This is a genomic window from Chitinophaga sp. (assembly GCF_039596155.1).
Taxonomy (GTDB): domain Bacteria; phylum Bacteroidota; class Bacteroidia; order Chitinophagales; family Chitinophagaceae; genus Chitinophaga.
The window spans coordinates 1-18,767 of the sequence record NZ_JBCNKF010000002.1 but is presented as its reverse complement, the minus strand read 5'-3'; the positions used below and the strand labels follow the sequence as shown (position 1 = coordinate 18,767).

The following is an 18,767-nucleotide window of genomic DNA, read 5'->3' as shown; positions in this document are numbered from 1 at the left end:
TTGAACAACCCCTTTTAAAATAATGATTTAGTCCTGTGGGAATTCAAGTGTGAACTTGCTACCCTTGCCCACAGCGCTTTCTACTTTGATTTTCCCCTTGTGCGCATCGATGATGGCTTTTACATAGCTGAGACCCAGGCCGAAGCCTTTTACATTGTGTACATTGCCGGTATGCGCACGATAGAATTTTTCAAAGATACGTGAAATCGTATCACGACTCATCCCTATGCCATTATCTGAAATAGTAATGACAAGGCTTTTACGGGTGCTGTAAGTAGAGATGATCACTTCGAGGTTCTCTTTAGAATACTTGATCGCATTGTCCAGCAGGTTGAAAATAACGTTACTGAAATGCACATCATCCGCCTTGATTATAGGATTGATCGCATCCAGCCGCAGTTCTACATGTCCGTTTTTGGAAGCCAGCTGCAACTGTATGTTTTCAACCGTATGCGTGATTACTTCATGCACATCGGTAGCTTGTAGTTTTAATCCTATTTCATTCTTTTCTAACAACGCAGATTGCAGGATGCTTTCTACCTGCTTATTCATGCGCTTATTCTCTTCTTTGATAATACCTGAGAAGTAGCGGATCTTTTCTTTATTGTCCATGACCTTTTCATTGCCGATCGCATCAATGGCCAGCGAAATGGTGGCCAGAGGCGTTTTCAGCTCATGCGTCATGTTATTGATGAAGTCAGATTTGATCTCGGAGATCTTCTTCTGGTTCAGCATGGTGCGAATGGTGAGCGCAAATGCAGTGATGATCACAGCAGTGAAAAGAATACCGCCGGCAACCATTTTTCCGAGAGATAGCAGGAAAGACATGTTGTTGCGTGGTTGCAGTACCACCATGGTTTCTGTATTGTCAGTCATGTATTCATAACTCCCCAGTAGCGGCATGTATTTCACGAGATAATTGACACTATCACGGGCAACAGCCGTGGCCATATTCGGGAAGCCGTTAGACTGCATTTTAATACTGCTTTCGCCAAAATTCCCTTTGCCCACAATGGCAAATTCGAAGGTTGTATCAAGCCCTTCCCGTCTCATACCGCTGATGAGAAGATTTCGCACCTCTGAGGTGGTGAAACGGTCGCTGACCCCGATGTTGAGATCGAGGGAATTGAATTTATCGATCGTCAGGCCTCGTTCGGTAGGTCTGACCACGGTATTATTCATTTTCAGGCGAATAGCAGGGCCGGTGCGTGCAAGCATCTCTTCCCGCACCCTATCGAGTACGTTGATAGCGCGTTCTTCAATCTGCTCTCTGCGTACGATAGAGGCGTTATGGATCCAGCTAAACTGGATGTAAATGAGGCCCAGCAAGGATAGTGTAATTAACACCACAATGATGGGAAAGACTTTCTTCAGTGGTACCATTATAGGATGAGTCGTAAAGCGCACAATATACTCACATTCAATGAGCGTTCCAGCGCATATTTTGTTAAAACTGGATAATTGCTATAGCAACGTTAATATAAAATTAATACGCTAAAACCTTTTACCAGCGTGGACTAAGCAAATAAATATCACTTTAACGTAATTTTAACTGCACAAAGACGTTTGTAATTATCATTCTTTACGTACCTTTGCTTTATCAAACTGGTACTAAATTTGATGTAACAGTTTAACAAACAAGCAATTTTAATTTTTCTACATACATCGACATGGATTCGTTCCATAAAGCGATTTAGATTTTGGTTGATAAAATGGTAAGGAGGCTTTCTAGCCTCCTTTATTTTTTTATTGTTGGTGCTACCGGCCATAAAAAAATACGTTGTCTCCTACGATACTTGCATTCAATTAGTTAAATTTGGATAAGTGATAAAACTGAATGTGTATGGTATCATTGTCGCCTGGTATATTGCTTATTGCTGACCCGTTCCTGAAAGATCCAAACTTTGCCCGCACCGTAGTATTACTCTGTGAGCACCAAGCCAATAAAGGAAGTTTCGGCTTTGTTCTTAACAAGCGTTTTGATCAGTGTCTCAACGACCTCATTCCAGATATATTGATTCCCAACATTCCTGTCTATTACGGCGGTCCGGTTCAGATAGATACCATCCACTTCATTCATCAACAACCGGAACTTATTAAAGGCGGCTTTGAAATTCAAAAAGGGGTATACTGGGGTGGTGAATTCGACAAGGTAGTCCACATGATCAATGCCGGTAAAATTGATGCTAACAAGATTCGTTTCTTTATTGGTTATGCCGGCTGGAGTAGTGGACAGCTTGAAAATGAATTAAATGAAAAAAGCTGGATCCTCTCAGAGGGTAACAAAGGCCTCATCTTTGATGAGAAAGATGAAAATGTATGGAAACAGGCTTTGAAGAACCTTGGCAGCAACTTTGCCATCATGGCTAATTTCCCTATAGACCCACTCCTGAATTAGTAGCGTATATACTGCACCGTATGCCATAGACCAGCAGTAAATCCCGCATTGTGGAAAAAAAAGATTAAAAATATTTTATATGACTAAAGACTCAGTTCCAACGACTAACGTTGTTGGCTGGATTTTAGTATCCGTTACCAACCACTCAACACGAGGATATTTAAAAAAAATCAAATATCTTGCTTACGCAAAATAGTAATGTAGTCAGAGCAATCTATTGTTGGTTACCCTGTTTATCAGTATTATGATTGGAAAAAGTGAACTAAACCGAAGCATAAACACCTATGAAGGACAACCGATACAAACGTTACGTATGCCTTCCTGGACGATAATTGAAACAACTAAAATATAAATCACTTACCCTCTATTTCCGGTCAGGGGTTTGTGATAAATGTGACAGTTATACAATTAAAAAATCATTACATCAATATAAGATATTCATTTTCATAGGAACAGGCCCAATTGCGGCTGTGGGATACTTGTATCCTGCGCGGCGTGGGTCCTGATTGTAAGACGCCCTGGCCAGTAATCTTACTGCGCTCCTTAAACAGGGTAATTATTAATTAGATTGGAATAGTTAGGACAAAACGAAGGCCGGGTAATCCTACCCGGCCTATTTCATTTATAGCTCTTCGCTATTTCAGTTATATCGCTGATGCACCTTCTACAAGCACAGTCGCTTTATTCCTTAATACTTCCACAAAACCTCCTTCTATGTTATAGAATTCATTCTGTGACTTATCTTTCAGCACCTTCATTCTGCCCTTGCCCAATGCTGCGATCAACGGCGCATGATTATTCAGCACTTCAAAAGAGCCGTCTATGCCTGGCAACTGTACACCATACACTTCGCCGGAGTACAGTTTTCTTTCAGGTGTTAATACTTCTAATAACATATTAAAAGTTAAGGGTGTTAAATGAATTAGTTCTTAGCTGCTTCCAGCAGTTTCTTACCTTTCTCGATAGCTGCTTCGATGTTACCTACCAGGTTGAACGCTGCTTCAGGATACTCATCTACTTCACCATCCATGATCATGTTGAAACCTTTGATAGTTTCTTCGATCGGAACCAGTACACCTTTCAGACCAGTGAACTGCTCTGCTACGTGGAAAGGCTGAGACAGGAAACGCTGTACACGACGCGCACGGCTTACTGTGAGTTTATCTTCGTCGCTCAGTTCATCCATACCAAGGATCGCAATGATATCCTGCAGTTCTTTATAACGTTGCAGAATCATCTTCACACGCTGTGCACAGTTGTAATGTGCTTCACCTACGATAGCAGGAGAAAGGATACGGGATGTAGAATCCAGTGGGCTCACCGCAGGATAGATACCAAGGTCAGAGATCTTACGATCCAATACCGTAGTAGCATCCAGGTGGGCAAAGGTTGTAGCCGGAGCAGGGTCAGTCAGGTCATCCGCAGGTACGTAAACCGCCTGTACAGATGTAATGGAACCATTCTTGGTTGAAGTAATACGCTCCTGCATCAGACCCATTTCTGTAGCCAATGTAGGCTGATAACCTACCGCAGAAGGCATACGACCTAACAGCGCGGATACCTCAGAACCTGCCTGTGTAAAACGGAAAATGTTATCAACGAAGAACAGGATATCCTTACCACCACCTGCAGTACCATCTCCATCACGGAAATATTCTGCAATCGTCAGACCAGACAGTGCCACACGAGCACGAGCACCTGGAGGTTCGTTCATCTGACCGAAGATAAAGGTCGCCTGAGAAGCTTTCAGTTTCTCTTTATCTACAGCTGCCAGATCCCAACCACCATGTTCCATGGACTCCTGGAATTTCTCACCATATTTTACGATACCAGCTTCGATCATTTCACGCATCAGGTCATTACCTTCACGGGTACGCTCACCCACACCTGCAAACACAGACAAACCTTCATAACCTTTCGCGATATTGTTGATCAACTCCTGGATCAATACTGTTTTACCCACACCAGCACCACCGAACAAACCAATCTTACCACCTTTCGCATATGGCTCGATCAGGTCAATTACTTTGATACCTGTATATAATACTTCTGTATCTGTAGCCAGATCCTCGAAACGAGGAGGCTTACGGTGAATAGGATAACCATTAGAAGTATCAATATCACCCAGACCGTCAATAGCCTCACCTACCACGTTGAACAAGCGACCCTTGATACCATCGCCCACCGGCATTTTAATAGGAGTACCCTTGTCGGTTACTACCATTCCCCTAACGAAACCATCTGTAGAGTCCATTGCAACGCAACGAACGCTATCTTCGCCAAGGTGCTGCTGAACTTCCAGCACTACCTTCTGACCATTTTCGCGGGTAATTTCCAATGCGTTGTAGATTTCGGGCAGCTTCCCGTCGAAGTGGACGTCCACCACGGGACCGATAATTTGCTTGATCTTACCTGTGTTAGGCATATTTTTAAGAGGTTTATAAATGCTTAAAATGAGCGGTTTGTTAATTTTGCCGCAAAGGTAACTGTTAATAGGGGAAATTCAAAATACCGTGGATATTCCCGTGAAATTCCCTTAATACGTGGCTTTGCGCTAATTATGTTAGACATAATTAATATGCATTATCGGGTGTAAAATTAACAGTCCCCAGCCATTTGTCATGCATGATTGTCATCATTCTTATCCACATAAAATATCATACAAATGTTAGGGTTTTGCTAAATTTAAGCCCTCCAGAACCAACCAAACCCGCCACAGCTCAGCATTTAGATAATCCGGCACAGGATTTGACTTTATATAATCAAGCTAACATCTGACACCGCAAACATCCTATATGAATGCAGCAGGCCAGCCAAAGCCAGCAATAACACTTGATCAACTGTTATACACTACACACTCATAAACTATTTAAATTCAATTGATTACTTTACCGCTGTAGAACTAAAACCTATTCTCTAGAGTAATCAGCCGCCAAAAGATTACATATATGAAAAACATCAAACGATATATTTCCGCAATAACTATAGCAGCCTCTTTTGCTGCACTCCCAGGCATGTCCTGTGTGGCCGCCCGCCCTCCACAGGATGTACAGGTTTCTGTAGGTGGATTCTACGACGCCCTCAGCCCTTATGGCCGCTGGGTAAACTATCAGGGCTACGGCGACTGCTGGATTCCAAACGCCGGACCCGACTTCCAACCTTATGCTTCTAATGGTCACTGGGTATACACCGACTACGGATGGACCTGGATGTCTAATTACGACTGGGGTTGGGCTCCCTTCCACTACGGTCGCTGGACTTTCGACGACTACTATGGATGGATCTGGATCCCCGGTTATGAATGGGGACCAGCATGGGTAAGCTGGAGAAATAGTAATGATTACTATGGATGGGCTCCTTTAGGCCCTGGTATGACCATCGGCATGAGCATGAATATTCCGGTTACCTACTGGTCATTCGTACCCTGCCAATACATCACCAGCACCTATGTAAGCCGTTACTACGTACCACGTACCACCCGGGTAGAAGTATTCAACCGTACCACCATTATTAATAATACCACTATTATTAATAACCGTACCTACTACCGCGGCCCGGCTACCAGAGATGTAGAACGCTATACAAGAACCGATATCCGCCCAATGCGCATTGAAAACAGTGATCGCCCCGGCCGCGGCTCTATCACTAATAACCAGGTACGCGTTTACCGCCCTAACCCTAACGATTTACGTCAGGGACAGCAGAACAGAACCTTCTCCAGCGGTAATGGTAATACCAGGAACAACTTTGACAGACCCGATAATCCAAACAATAATAACAGGACCAATAATAACTTCCCCGACAGAGGCGATGGTCGTAACAATAACAACAATAACTATGTCCCTGGCCGGGTAGATGGTAGAAATAATAATAACTTCCCTAACAGAGATAATAACAATAATAACAACTTCCCTAACCGGGATAATAACAATAATGTCCCCAACAGAGATAATAATAACAACATCCCTGGAAGGACCGACAATAGAAACAATAACAATAACACAAACAACATTAACAATGATCGGAACAACACTCGCAATTTTGACAGGAGCTTTGACAGGGATAACAATTCTTACAGGCCTGATCGTACCACGTCTCCAACGTCTTCGCCCAATCCCGGTGCGCGCACGCCGGTAAATGACCAGCAACGTATCCAACAGCAGCAGCAAATGCAGCAGCAACAGCAGGAACGTGCACGTCAGCAACAGCAGGATCAGCAACGTGTTCAACAGCAGCAGATGCAACAGCAACAAAGGATTCAGCAACAACAACAGGAACAACAGCAAAGAGCTCAGCAACAACAAATGCAACAGCAACAAAGAGCCCAGCAGGAACAACAACAAAGAATCCAACAGCAACAGCAGCAGCAAAGAGCACAGCAGGAACAACAGCAAAGAGCTCAACAGGAACAACAGCAAAGGATACAGCAACAACAAATGCAGCAGCAAAGAGCTCAACAGGAAGCACAGCAACGTGCCCAGCAGCAGCAAATGCAGCAACAACAAAGAGTACAACAGCAACAGCAATCACAACCTTCACGTACCGCCCCCCGTGGCAGAAATGACAGGTAATATTGCAGTCAAATTATCAGAGACCATAAACCTCCCGATATATTTCATCGCTGACTTTTGTAAAGGTATGTTCCTCCAGGGACATACCTTTTTGCATTAAGATCAATGCTAATGGCATTCCACCCTCCCTGTAAGGAGGTTGTAAATACGGTGTGGAAAATGCACCGAATCCCAGCGCTTCATAAAAACGAATACGCCGTTGCGCATTCACCGTATACGGCAACTCTGTTTCAAGCACCAGCCGTCCATATCGCTCGAATAACATGGTGATGACCTTTGTGCCTGTTCCCCTTCCCCGCATCGCAGGATCAATCGCAAAATGCTCTATAAACGTGAAATCTGTCAATGCCCAGCAAAACACAAAACCTGCAAATCTCCCCGCCTCCATCACCTCCAGCAACTGCAATGCCCCCTCCTCCAGCAATCGCTGCTGAGCAGGCAAAGGCCGCCGCTCCTCTTCCGGAAAAGCCGCCTCATACAATACAATAACTTCTGGTGAAATGATTTGCTTTGGTAGAAATGTTAACATACCCCCAAAGATAATAAGTTATCCGGGGTACGTCTGTAAAGAGGAAGACAGGGTATTTTTAGCAATCAATAGTAGATAAAGAGAAACTGAAAGCTTCTCAGGCGACCTTTATCTTCGGTCAGATGAACGAACCTCCAGGTGCTCGTGCACGTCTGGAAAATTAAAAGCGTACACTCACTTATCAGGCGTACACTTAAACGGATCGGGGTTTCCTGGATCCGCCGCTTTATTTACAGACCAGCAGAAATTCATCGACTGACTGGTCACACTTATTAACTTAATAACCACCTTTTGCCCCTTCCGGCTATCAGCCGCCCGCACAGACTTCGTACCCTTTGCGCCTATATCCGCAATTGTATACTGCTCTGTTTTGAACACATCTCCATTCCCTTTCTGATACTCCACAGACACCACCACATTATCCACAACAAACTCTGTCTGGTTCTTTACAATCACATCCAGGTTCTTAATTCCGCCCAGGAAACCGGTTTTATAATCACTATTCGTCACGGCAATGAACTGCTTCCAGTTCTTCCTGTAATAAATACGCGGATCCACAAACTGCCCCTGCTGCACATTTTCCCGCTGCCGCACCTCCGCCCTGTCAGCAATCTGCTGCGCCGTACTACTACTCAGATCCAACGCCTGCTTTAAATGGCGGTTCTCATTAAACAACCGCTCGTTCTCAGCCAATACCTGCTTCACCCGCTTTTGCTGACGGGTAAAACTAATCACGAGAAATATGCCGAGAAATATGATGATAACTATATATCCTGTATTCTTTTTCATAACGGACTTATCAGAAAAAATGATGCCAGTATGATCCACCCCCTGCTCAAAATAAAGAATACAGGCACCCCTCTTCCCGAAATATTTCCTATACCTCAATCACTACTACTTCACCTTTTTAAATCCTTCATAATGGTCCACACACACGCTGAACGCATATGTAATCTTCTCTCTTAAAGATGCTGCTTCCGGCACTTTCCGGTACCTACAGCTATACAATCCTGTTCCCTGCTTCGCCGGACTTACCTGTTTTTATCTGATACTTCCATTACCTACACTACTTTTCATATACACATCACTGATATTACTTATGATCGGTTTATTAGCCACCGATCATTATCCCAACCTGATAAAAACCCCACATGCCAGTGTAACCACCTTCCTGCATATGAATATCTCCTGCAACCATATCTATCCCTCGGTTTCATTTAGCGCTGATTTAACTGCGAACCTTTCATCACAAGGATGTACAGTTGGGTGCACTTTAAAGCAACTACGTTTGTTCAAATCATCCAGCGTGCATATTGCAGTCTTCCCGTTCCAGCCGCACAGTCGACTACACCAGGAAAATCGCCTTTCTTAACTTACGTTACTACTCCCCCGGTGCTGACAGCCCAAAAGCAAAAACAGCCATTCCCCACATCCGGACGTAGACGAATACATACACCTGAGACGCTAAGACGCGTACCACCCACCCCAAAAAGCAGTAAACCGTTGAAAAATAAATGTTTAACCAGGCAATTCTTCGCTGCCAATATATATGCAGCAATCGTTATTTTTGCACCTCTAAATTTTCCCTATGGAACTGGTCACTGTAAATGATAAACATACAGCAAAGCAATTCTTAGAAGTTCACGTGCTGCTGAATAAAGACGTTCCCGGATGGGTTCGCCCGCTGGATAAGGATATCAATGCGGTGTTTGATCCGGAAAAGAACAAGGCATTCCGTCATGGAGAGGTTGTCCGCTGGCTACTGAAAGACGACAATGGCAAACTGATAGGCCGCATAGCTGTATTTGTCAATAAAAAATATACGAACAAAGGAGATGAGCAACCCACTGGCGGCATCGGATTTTTCGATGTGATCAACGACCAGCAGGCGGCTAACTTCCTTTTTGACCATGCCCGCGACTGGTTAAAAGAAAGAGGTATGCAGGCCATGGATGGCCCTATCAACTTCGGTGAAAGAAACAACTGGTGGGGATTGGTGGTCGAAGGCTTCCATGAACCTTTATATGGCATGAACTTCAACCCGCCTTACTATAAAGACCTGATGGAAAACTATGGCTTCCGGCCATTCTTCCACCAGCATTGCTATGGTCTGAATGTAAGAGACAGGGTGCAGGAAAAGTTCTATACCCGCCATGCTGCCATGGCAGCGGATCCCGCATTCTCCTCCAGCCATCTGAAAAAGAACCAGATGGAAAAGTATGTGAAAGACTTTGTGCATGTGTATAATAAAGCCTGGGCAGGGCACGGAGGAAATAAAGAAATGGGGTTCCAGCAGGCCATGAAACTCTTTAAGCAAATGAAACCAGTGATGGATGAAAAGATCGTGTGGTTCATTTATCACAACAATGAGCCGATCGGTGCCTGGTTGAACTTACCTTCGCTGAACGAGTACTTTAAACACATGAATGGTAAATTCGGCCCCTTGCAAATGCTCAAATTGCTCTGGCTGAAATGGACCCGTGGTACCAAAACATTCACAGGTATATTATTTGGTATCGTACCAGAGTTCCAGGGCAAAGGCGCAGATGCTTACATGATCCTGGAAGGTGGCGCCATCATCCAGCATAAGCTGCAATATGAAAAATATGAGATGCAGTGGATTGGCGATTTTAACCCTAAGATGATCAATATGGCAGAAAGCTTAGGTACAACCATCACCCGCCGATTAACAACCTATCGCTACCTGTTCGACAGAACCAAAGAATTCAAACGCCATCCAATGTTGACGTAATCATAAAAATGGTTGTCTCAAATGCACTTTCCAACTGGTCTTATGCAGGTACCAGTACGCCAATACCCGGACAAAGGGCGTTCATCGGTGTGCCTTACCTACCTCCTGACTGTTACCAGGTTGCTTTTGAGACAACCATTGTTCATAAGACATTTACACCCGCAGGAGGCAGATGCCTGATAATAGTGTTGTAAATATCCCTTTCCTTAAAAGGCTTCAGCATACAGTCATCAAATCCTAATTCCCGGTACCTGTTATTTTCCGCCATCGTAATATCCGAGGTAATGGCCAGCACAGGTACCTTTGCCTTCTGTTCATCAGGATCCTCCCGGATCTTTGTCACGACTTCCAACCCTGACATACCCGGCATCTGTATATCAAGCAAAACCATATCATAGCTATGCTGCGCAAATAATGCATAAGCCGTAATGCCATCTGCAGCCTTATCGAAACTACATTTCCACCGGCTCAGGATGTGGGAAAGCAGTACGAGATTCATTTCCTGATCGTCTGCTATCAGTATATGCCGGCCCTCCATGCTCCTTTCCGTCATATCTTCTATCTCCCTGCGCGTAATGACCAGCGTATTGGGATCTGCAAGCGGATAGGTTATTTCAAAAGCAAAACTGCTTCCTTTTTCTGGCGTACTCTCTACTTTTAAATTTGTACCATGCAGCTGCAGGATCTTTTGAACAATGTTCAACCCCAGCCCCGCTCCACTCACAGCTGCCATTTGCGGAGGGCGTGCAAAATCATAATAACTGAATAAGTGAGGCATCATATCTGCAGGAATACCGATACCGGTATCCTTTACTTCCAGGTAGATCAGGGCTTTGTTTTCATTCGCTTTCGACACACGTAGTATTACCTGAATGCCGCCTTGTCGGGTATATCGGATGGCATTATCAACCAATTGCTGTATCACCTGTTGCAGGCGAAGTTCATCACCCAATACACGCAGGTGTTGATCGCCTTCATAGAAGGCATCAAGGAACAAACCTTTTTCAAAAGCTACTTTTCGTTTCTTTTCTGTGATAGCATGAAAGGTGGGATAGATCTCAAAAGCACTGGCCACTAACTGTACCTCCCCTTTTTCCAGCTTATACACTTCCTGGGCATTCGTCATAATACGCTGTAACATATTGGCGGCATTTTCTATAGCATGCACCAGTTCCTGCTGTTCTCTATCCAGTGAAGTATGAGTTAATTGCTCACTCATGCCAACAAGGGCATTCAGTGGCGTACGTACTTCCCGGTTGAAGTTGATAATCATATCCAGCTTACCTTCTATAGATTCCGCCAGGGAAGCCCTGGTTTTGTTTAATTGCATCCGCAGGCGATAGTTCATGACAATAGCACCTATTGCTGGTAAGATGAATAGAAGTGCAGCACTAACGACAAAGATGCTATCGGGTAATTGCACCAGAAGGGGCACAATGTAAGAGGTCAACCTGCCTGCGACCATCCGCGACATCATAAGAATTTAAAATATTAAGATAATTGCTTCCTATGCGATAATTATGATCCTTTCTGTTGTGCTTTTGCTACTATTAAGTTAATGATTTATTTAATTCTGTCCAATTCCATGGCCATCTGCGAATGGTGAAAGAAAAACAGGATATCCCTTTACTATCGCAGGCCCCGTATAAATTCCTGCTTACCTCACTCGCTACGTCTCAAAATAACTTATATTTATTCAGCGATCACGATGCTAACTTGCTTGTAACTATGTCCAGCTTTTTTTCGGCAGGTCCCGAAAAGTACACATCCGTCCAACCAAAAGGGTCATTCAGATTGCAGGTCCTCAAAATGATGGGAAGTATCCTGCTGTTCTTTGTTACCTATGGTCTACTGCTTATATATGCAGGCATTCTCGCCGCCATCTTCCTCTGGGCGGGAGTCAGCCTTATCATGTTCGCACCACTTTACCCCATCACCATCTTTTCTGTCTTGCTGATCATCGCAGGATTAGGAATAATTTTCATGGGTATCATGCAGGTATTATTCCTGATCAAGTTTCTTTTCACCCGTCAGCAACAGGATCTGTCCCTGCGTATTCCCATTACACGCAAGGAACAACCCATACTTTTTGAATGCCTGCAGCAAATTGCACGAGCTACCAAAACCCGGTTCCCTAAAAAAGTTTACCTCGCTCCCGGTGTCAATGCAGCAGTCATCTATCCCGTTCGTTTTATGAATATGTTCTGGCCTGTGGGCAAAAACCTGGAGATTGGTCTGGGCCTGGTCAATAGTCTCAACGTAAGTGAATTTACCATGGCCATTGCACATGAATTCGGACATTTCTCACAGCGGAGTATGAAACTGGCCAGCTATGTATATACTGTAAACAGGATGATCTACAACATGCTCTACGAAAATCAGAGCTGGCATAAAACCATGAACTGGATCTCTGGCAGATGGATCGTTTTTGCACTGCTGGCACGTATCAATCTTCGCATAGTCAATGATATCCAAAAGGCACTCCGGCTCATGTACAGCATGGTGAACCGGCAATATATGGCGCTCAGACGAGAGATGGAGTTTCATGCAGATGAAGTAGCATTGAAAGTAGCAGGTACTGATGCCGCTATCTCCGCCATGCGCAGGTTGGAAATAAGTGGATTCTTTTATGAGCATTGTTTGCTACAACTCCCTGAAATGGCGCGACAGCAACGCCGCTTTGGTAATATTTATGAAGTACACCGGTCACTTATCCGCCTGTATGCCACTCAGCACGAAATAGCCCTCGATGCACACCAGTTGCCGCTGGTTACAAACAGCTATTTCAGCTCATTCCTGTCAAGCCGGGTACAACTTCCCGATCAATGGGCCACACATCCTTCCAGGCAGGAAAGAGAAGAACGATATATAGCAGCCAATATCAGTAAAACAGTTCGCCCGGAAAGTGCATGGCAGCTTTTTGAACACGCAGAAGAATTGCAGGAGCGAATGTCTGCATTGCTGAGCCAACCTTTTATACAGCCATCAAGTCAATATGTGCCTTATCCCGTAGAACACTTCATTGCAGATACAGCCACCCGGATCAAAGATTACTCCATGCCGGCTGTCTTCAATGATTACTACGATAATCGTCCGTTTCCCGTCCTGCCCGATAGCAACATGATCCCATTGACAAATGAACAGATGGCGACACTCTCCATTTCCACACTGTATGCAGAAGATAATGTACAACGGTTGCGGGCGTATTTCAGGGATATCCAGGATGCGGAAACACTGCATGCTATCCAGTTAGGCCAGATTAAAACAAGGTATTTTGAATTTGAGGGCAGGCAATATCCCGCCAACGCCGCAGGTCATGTGCGGGCAAAGTTGCAAACGAGTATCCGGAAAGAATCCGAGTGGTTGCAGGCACATGATACGCTGGCAATTCATTACCACTACACCGTTGCCTTTCAGAAAGATCCCGCCTGTGCAAAGGAACTGCTGGAACAATATTTTAAATTGCTGGAACACCAGGGAATTTGCAGGCAGCTGAACGATATAGTTGCCCGTATCCTTCATTCAATCAGTATCCTGTTCAGTGAACAGGGCTTGACCATGGCCACTGCACAACCTTATTTTGATAGCCTGGCAGATGAAGGAACATTGCTCAGGAAGTTATTACTTCGTATGAAACAGCTGCCGGAGACGACAGACGGCTGGACAGACGCTCTACAGGAAAAAATAAACCACTTCCTACGATACAATTACAGTTATGTAAATGGGAATGAGCCGGTTATGGAAGAGATCACGAATTTACATGAGATTAGCACGACGGTGATGGAACAATATAATAATAGTATCATATTGATGAAAAAGGCGTGGCTGGAAGCCGTGTTGTAGCACACTTCCCCATAACAAAACCAACCCACCAATGAAGCGCCGGCTAAATTAGCATACCTCGTCCTTACGCCAATGGCCATTTCAAAAATGTCCCCTTTCCCACTCAACAAAATGCCCTCATATCCGCTCCATTCCTCCACGTCGCGATTTCTCCTGAATTTTCTGTACTTTCGGCCTTTGTGAATAGCCTTTGAATATGGAGAATTTTATCGTTTCTGCCCGTAAATACAGACCACAGAATTTTTCTACAGTAGTAGGACAATCCCACATTACCATCACACTCAAAAATGCCATCCGCAATAACCAGTTAGCGCATGCCTTTTTGTTCTGCGGCCCCCGCGGTGTGGGTAAAACCACCTGTGCCCGTATCCTGGCAAAAACTATCAACTGCGAAAATCTCCAACCCGATGGGGAGGCCTGCAATCAATGTCACTCCTGCGTTTCCTTCAATGAAGGTTCCTCTTTCAACATCCACGAACTGGATGCTGCATCGAACAACTCAGTAGACGACATCCGTACCCTCGTTGAGCAGGTACGCTTTGCTCCTCAAGCAGGTAAATATAAAATCTATATCATAGATGAGGTACACATGCTCAGTTCCTCCGCGTTCAACGCATTCCTGAAAACGCTGGAAGAACCACCCTCCTATGCCATATTCATCCTGGCCACCACCGAAAAACATAAGATCCTTCCCACCATCCTGAGCCGATGCCAGATCTTCGATTTCAAACGCATCACCATCCAGGATACCGTGGATCACTTACAGGAGATCTGTCAGAAAGAACACATACAGGCCGAAAGCGATGCCCTGCACCTCGTAGCGCAAAAGACCGATGGCTGTATGCGTGACTCGCTCAGTACCCTGGATAAAATCGTCTCCTTTACCGGCGGCAAACTTACCTACCAGAATACCCTGGAGCACCTGAACATCCTGGACTACGATTACTTCTTCAAAATCATGGATGGCGTACTGCAACAGGACGTAGCTGCTGCACTCCTGATCTTTGATGAAATTCTGCAAAAAGGCTTTGAAGGTGACAATTTCCTGAATGGCTGGGCAGAATTCCTCCGCAACCTCCTGTTGTGCAAGGAAGACAAAGTCCTCCACCTGGTGGAAGTAAGTGGTAACCTGAAAGATCGATATCGCCAGCTGTCTGGCAAACTGAGTCCTTCTTACCTCATCACCGCACTTCACCTCCTCAACGAAACGGAAATTAACTACCGCATGGCGCGTAACAAACGCCTGCATGTGGAAATGGCATTGATCAAACTCTGTTTCCTGCAACAGGCGGTGAACCTAGTCAGCGATGACCAAACCGGGGAGGTAGTAAAAAAAAAACTGGTAGCTGACGGTTCCGCCCCGCAAAAGCTCAGGGCACCGATTGCGCAGGCCACGCCGGTTAAAGCAGGTCAACCAGCCACCAGTGCCTCTATCGCCGCCAATGAACCTAAACTTACTATAGAAAATAAACCGCCTGTACCACAAACAGCTACAGCTACACAACCAGTACAGACGGGGGCTCATACATCTTCCCAGCCAGCATACACATACCAGGGGGCCGGTCAGACAGCAGCTGTGCAAACCGGATCCGTGCACACGTCAGCTACACACACCACCGCCAAACCAGCCGCCAGCGTACCCAAACTAACAGGTCTGGCAGCGATGAAACAGGCTTTTGCTGCACAGCAGACAGCTGAAACAAAGCAGGAAAGCATCCCGATGACCCTCGGCGCACTTTCTGTATACTGGGATGAATTTATCGATCGTTTCCGGCAGGCTAACAAAATGACAGTCGTAAGTAACTTACAACTGGCCGTTATCTCCATGATAGGACCGGAAGAGATCGGAATAACCAGCAGAAATATTGTGCAATTCCGCTTCATGGAAGAAGAAAAATTGTCCATCTCCCAATTCTTCAAAGACAAATTCCGGAACAATGGGTTGGTGCTGACATTACATCTCGACGAGTCGCAACAAACAGCGGATATTGGCCCTGCGCCGCTATCCAGCCGTGAGAAATTTGCTAAGATGGTAGAAAAATATCCACTCGTGAAAGAGTTGAAAGACAAACTAAACTTAGAACTCGATTTTTAATACTGTTTAGAATCAGCGAAAGATCAAGATTACGACTTTCACAATTCGCAATTCTTTTGTAGGTTTGAGCAAAATTTGGAAAAATACTATGGCAGAAGTTATCAGAATGCCCCTTTTGAGTGACACGATGACAGAAGGGGTGATCGCGGAATGGCATAAAAAGGTAGGCGATACCGTAAAAGCAGACGATGTAATTGCTGAGGTGGAAACTGATAAGGCCACCATGGAAGTGATGGGATATGTAGAGGGTACGTTATTATATATAGGTGTAGAGAAGGGAAAGGCTGCTAAAGTAAATGAAGTTATAGCTATCGTTGGTAAACCAGGTGAAGACTTCCAGTCTTTACTCGGTGGTGCTGCTCCAGCTCCGGCTGCCGCACCTGCACAACCTGCAGCTGAGGCACCAGCTCCGGCTGCTGCTCCTGCGCCAGCCGCTGATAATGCAGCTGCTGCAGAGGCTCTGAAAAATGCAACTGTGATCCGTATGCCGCTCCTGAGCGATACGATGACAGAAGGTAAGATCGTAGCCTGGAATAAGAAAGTAGGCGACACCGTGAAGAGCGATGACGTACTGGCTGAAGTGGAAACCGATAAGGCGACCATGGAAGTAATAGGTTACGCTGACGGTGAATTATTATATGTAGGCGTAAAAGAAGGTGATGCAGCCAAAGTAAATGGTATCATCGCAATCGTTGGTAAAAAAGGTACTAACGTAGACGCAATCCTGGCTGCAGAAGGTCAGGGTGGTGCTAAACCAGCTGCCACTTCCGCTCCTGCTGCTCAAACGGCAGCTCCTGCTGCAAATGCGGCTCCTGCCGCCACTCCGGAACCAGCTGCTGATACCAACGGTCGTGTGAAAGCATCTCCGCTGGCTAAGAAACTGGCACAGGAAAAAGGTATCGACATCAATAAAGTAACCGGTTCCGGCGACAATGGCAGGATCGTGAAGAAAGATGTGGACGGCTTCGTTCCATCTGCTGCACCTGCTGCTACCGCTGCTCCTGCCGCTGCTGCAAAATCAGCACCTGCATTTGCACCGGCCGGTCAGGAAGGTTACACCGATGTACAGCTGACACAGATGCGCAAAGTAATCGCTAAGCGCCTCAGCGAAAGCAAATTCTCCGCTCCTCACTTCTACCTGAAAGTAGATGTAAATATGGATAAGGCAATGGAAGCCCGTAAAGCAATTAACGAGGTTTCTCCTGTGAAGATCTCCTTCAATGATATGGTGATCAAGGCAGCTGCCCTGGCACTCCGTCAACATCCTGATGTAAACAGCAGCTGGATGGGTGATTTCATCCGCCAGAACCACCACATCCACATCGGTTCTGCAGTAGCAATTGAAGATGGCCTGATCGTTCCTGTCATCCGCTTCGCTGACCAGAAATCACTGAGCCAGATCGCAGCTGATGCAAAGGGACTGTACGACAAGGCTAAGAACAAGAAACTCCAGCCACAGGACTTCACCGGTAATACCTTCACCATCTCTAACCTGGGTATGATGGGTATCGATGAATTCACAGCAATCATCAATCCTCCGGATTCAGCAATCCTGGCCGTTGGTGGTATCAAAGAAACAGTTGTATCTGAGAAAGGACAGTTTAAAGCTGTTAATATCATGAAACTGACGCTGAGCTGCGATCACCGTAGTGTAGATGGTTCTGTAGGTGCTAAGTTCCTGGGAACACTGAAAGGTTATCTGGAAAACCCGGTTACAATGCTGGTATAGTCCATATAAATAGTTTTTGAAGAGGCGGCTTCCTGCAGGAAGCCGCCTTTTTTTATTATATTTATGTCAAACCCAGTCACAATGGAACCCTTAAGGAATGCATTAAACTGGTTCGAAATTCCTGTACACGACTTTGACAGGGCAAAGAAATTCTATAGCCACATTCTCGGCTATGACCTTCCCGAACAGATTTCAGGCACCAAAAAAATGGCTTTCTTTCACTTCGACCATACGAATGGCGCTGGCGGAGCCCTTGTACAAGGTTTTGAATACCTGCCCAGCCAGCGTGGGGCATTAATTTATCTGAATGCCGGTGAAGACCTTACCCCTATATTAGATCGCGTCGAAGCTGCCGGAGGCAAGATTGAACTGGATAAACGCCCTATTGATGATCTACCCCTGCCCGGGTACTTCGCCATTATTTATGACATTGACGGTAACCGCATCGCTCTTCACTCCCGTAGCTGAGAGCCGGGTGGCACACGATCCCCGTTCACAAAGTCCACTGTATTTCCTTCATCTCAAAACCCTTCTCCCTTTATTCCCCCTCTTTCTTTTCCTTCGAATTCCACCTAATTCACCACACATCTCCTCAAACTCAAAAACTTCCATCCAATAAACACCCTATTTCTTTTCCTTCGAATTCCACCTAATGCCCCACACATCTCCTCAACCTTAAAAACTTCCCTCCAATAAACACCCATTTTACCACTCCTTCGAATTCCTCCTAATGCCCCACACATCTCCTCAAACTCAAAAACTTCCATCCAATAAACACCCATTTTACCACTCCTCGAATTCCACCTAATGCCCCACACATCTCCTCAACCTCAAAAACTTCCCTCCAATA

The 18,767-nt window shown here is 45.3% G+C and carries 13 protein-coding genes; 7 read left to right on the top strand and 6 right to left on the bottom strand.

All coding sequences use genetic code 11. From position 1 onward, the window contains the following. Positions 1 to 27: 27 nt before the first annotated feature. Positions 28 to 1,383 carry a HAMP domain-containing sensor histidine kinase gene (locus tag ABDW33_RS01940; RefSeq protein WP_343688385.1) on the bottom strand — a complete coding sequence of 452 codons (1,356 nt, stop codon included), beginning with the start codon at positions 1,381 to 1,383 and terminating at the stop codon, positions 28 to 30. Between the two features lie 460 nt (positions 1,384 to 1,843). On the opposite strand from ABDW33_RS01940, the gene ABDW33_RS01935 reads away from it, so the two are divergent. Continuing rightward, positions 1,844 to 2,398, top strand: coding sequence for a YqgE/AlgH family protein (locus tag ABDW33_RS01935; RefSeq protein ID WP_343688384.1), 555 nt, complete (start codon positions 1,844 to 1,846; stop codon positions 2,396 to 2,398). 644 nt (positions 2,399 to 3,042) lie between these two features. Here ABDW33_RS01935 and atpC read toward each other — a convergent pair. Both atpC and atpD read right to left on the bottom strand, forming a co-directional pair. Continuing rightward, positions 3,043 to 3,294 carry an ATP synthase F1 subunit epsilon gene (gene atpC / locus ABDW33_RS01930; protein ID WP_116853966.1) on the bottom strand — a complete coding sequence of 84 codons (252 nt, stop codon included), beginning with the start codon at positions 3,292 to 3,294 and terminating at the stop codon, positions 3,043 to 3,045. Between the two features lie 26 nt (positions 3,295 to 3,320). Continuing rightward, on the bottom strand, positions 3,321 to 4,823 hold the full coding sequence (gene atpD, locus ABDW33_RS01925; RefSeq protein ID WP_343688383.1) for a F0F1 ATP synthase subunit beta: 1,503 nt from the start codon (positions 4,821 to 4,823) through the stop codon (positions 3,321 to 3,323). Between the two features lie 523 nt (positions 4,824 to 5,346). On the opposite strand from atpD, the gene ABDW33_RS01920 reads away from it, so the two are divergent. Further along, positions 5,347 to 6,969, top strand: coding sequence for a DUF6600 domain-containing protein (locus tag ABDW33_RS01920; RefSeq protein WP_343688382.1), 1,623 nt, complete (start codon positions 5,347 to 5,349; stop codon positions 6,967 to 6,969). A 16-nt stretch (positions 6,970 to 6,985) separates the two neighbouring features. Here ABDW33_RS01920 and ABDW33_RS01915 read toward each other — a convergent pair whose 3' ends face one another. Both ABDW33_RS01915 and ABDW33_RS01910 read right to left on the bottom strand, forming a co-directional pair. Further along, positions 6,986 to 7,498, bottom strand: coding sequence for a GNAT family N-acetyltransferase (locus ABDW33_RS01915; RefSeq protein WP_343688381.1), 513 nt, complete (start codon positions 7,496 to 7,498; stop codon positions 6,986 to 6,988). A gap of 174 nt (positions 7,499 to 7,672) precedes the next feature. Then, on the bottom strand, positions 7,673 to 8,287 hold the full coding sequence (locus tag ABDW33_RS01910; protein ID WP_343688380.1) for a hypothetical protein: 615 nt from the start codon (positions 8,285 to 8,287) through the stop codon (positions 7,673 to 7,675). Between the two features lie 799 nt (positions 8,288 to 9,086). On the opposite strand from ABDW33_RS01910, the gene ABDW33_RS01905 reads away from it, so the two are divergent. After that, positions 9,087 to 10,250: a hypothetical protein gene (locus ABDW33_RS01905; RefSeq protein ID WP_343688379.1), complete on the top strand. Its 1,164-nt coding sequence runs from the start codon at positions 9,087 to 9,089 to the stop codon at positions 10,248 to 10,250. Positions 10,251 to 10,392: 142 nt separating this feature from the next. On the opposite strand, the gene ABDW33_RS01900 is transcribed toward ABDW33_RS01905, so the two are convergent. After that, positions 10,393 to 11,727 carry an ATP-binding protein gene (locus ABDW33_RS01900; RefSeq protein WP_343688378.1) on the bottom strand — a complete coding sequence of 445 codons (1,335 nt, stop codon included), beginning with the start codon at positions 11,725 to 11,727 and terminating at the stop codon, positions 10,393 to 10,395. A gap of 251 nt (positions 11,728 to 11,978) precedes the next feature. Between ABDW33_RS01900 and ABDW33_RS01895 the strand changes: the two genes are divergently transcribed. From ABDW33_RS01895 to ABDW33_RS01880, 4 genes are all read left to right on the top strand, one after another. Then, positions 11,979 to 14,093: a M48 family metalloprotease gene (locus tag ABDW33_RS01895; RefSeq protein WP_343688377.1), complete on the top strand. Its 2,115-nt coding sequence runs from the start codon at positions 11,979 to 11,981 to the stop codon at positions 14,091 to 14,093. A gap of 196 nt (positions 14,094 to 14,289) precedes the next feature. Beyond that, complete coding sequence (locus tag ABDW33_RS01890) at positions 14,290 to 16,188, top strand: DNA polymerase III subunit gamma/tau (protein WP_343688376.1); 1,899 nt, start codon at positions 14,290 to 14,292, stop codon at positions 16,186 to 16,188. Positions 16,189 to 16,276: 88 nt separating this feature from the next. Next, complete coding sequence (locus ABDW33_RS01885; protein WP_343688375.1) at positions 16,277 to 17,917, top strand: pyruvate dehydrogenase complex dihydrolipoamide acetyltransferase; 1,641 nt, start codon at positions 16,277 to 16,279, stop codon at positions 17,915 to 17,917. 81 nt (positions 17,918 to 17,998) lie between these two features. Then, positions 17,999 to 18,385 carry a VOC family protein gene (locus ABDW33_RS01880; protein ID WP_343688374.1) on the top strand — a complete coding sequence of 129 codons (387 nt, stop codon included), beginning with the start codon at positions 17,999 to 18,001 and terminating at the stop codon, positions 18,383 to 18,385. Positions 18,386 to 18,767 lie beyond the last annotated feature (382 nt).

What these genes read in the sequence shown, in the direction of transcription:
- ABDW33_RS01880 (WP_343688374.1), top strand. Translation starts at nt 17,999, where the DNA reads ATGGAACCCTTAAGGAATGCATTAAACTGGTTCGAAATTCCTGTACAC.
- ABDW33_RS01895 (WP_343688377.1), top strand. Translation starts at nt 11,979, where the DNA reads ATGTCCAGCTTTTTTTCGGCAGGTCCCGAAAAGTACACATCCGTCCAA.
- atpD (WP_343688383.1), bottom strand. Translation starts at nt 4,823, where the DNA reads ATGCCTAACACAGGTAAGATCAAGCAAATTATCGGTCCCGTGGTGGAC.
- ABDW33_RS01900 (WP_343688378.1), bottom strand. Translation starts at nt 11,727, where the DNA reads ATGATGTCGCGGATGGTCGCAGGCAGGTTGACCTCTTACATTGTGCCC.
- ABDW33_RS01940 (WP_343688385.1), bottom strand. Translation starts at nt 1,383, where the DNA reads ATGGTACCACTGAAGAAAGTCTTTCCCATCATTGTGGTGTTAATTACA.
- ABDW33_RS01905 (WP_343688379.1), top strand. Translation starts at nt 9,087, where the DNA reads ATGGAACTGGTCACTGTAAATGATAAACATACAGCAAAGCAATTCTTA.
- ABDW33_RS01915 (WP_343688381.1), bottom strand. Translation starts at nt 7,498, where the DNA reads ATGTTAACATTTCTACCAAAGCAAATCATTTCACCAGAAGTTATTGTA.
- ABDW33_RS01920 (WP_343688382.1), top strand. Translation starts at nt 5,347, where the DNA reads ATGAAAAACATCAAACGATATATTTCCGCAATAACTATAGCAGCCTCT.
- ABDW33_RS01885 (WP_343688375.1), top strand. Translation starts at nt 16,277, where the DNA reads ATGGCAGAAGTTATCAGAATGCCCCTTTTGAGTGACACGATGACAGAA.
- ABDW33_RS01910 (WP_343688380.1), bottom strand. Translation starts at nt 8,287, where the DNA reads ATGAAAAAGAATACAGGATATATAGTTATCATCATATTTCTCGGCATA.
- ABDW33_RS01890 (WP_343688376.1), top strand. Translation starts at nt 14,290, where the DNA reads ATGGAGAATTTTATCGTTTCTGCCCGTAAATACAGACCACAGAATTTT.
- atpC (WP_116853966.1), bottom strand. Translation starts at nt 3,294, where the DNA reads ATGTTATTAGAAGTATTAACACCTGAAAGAAAACTGTACTCCGGCGAA.
- ABDW33_RS01935 (WP_343688384.1), top strand. Translation starts at nt 1,844, where the DNA reads ATGGTATCATTGTCGCCTGGTATATTGCTTATTGCTGACCCGTTCCTG.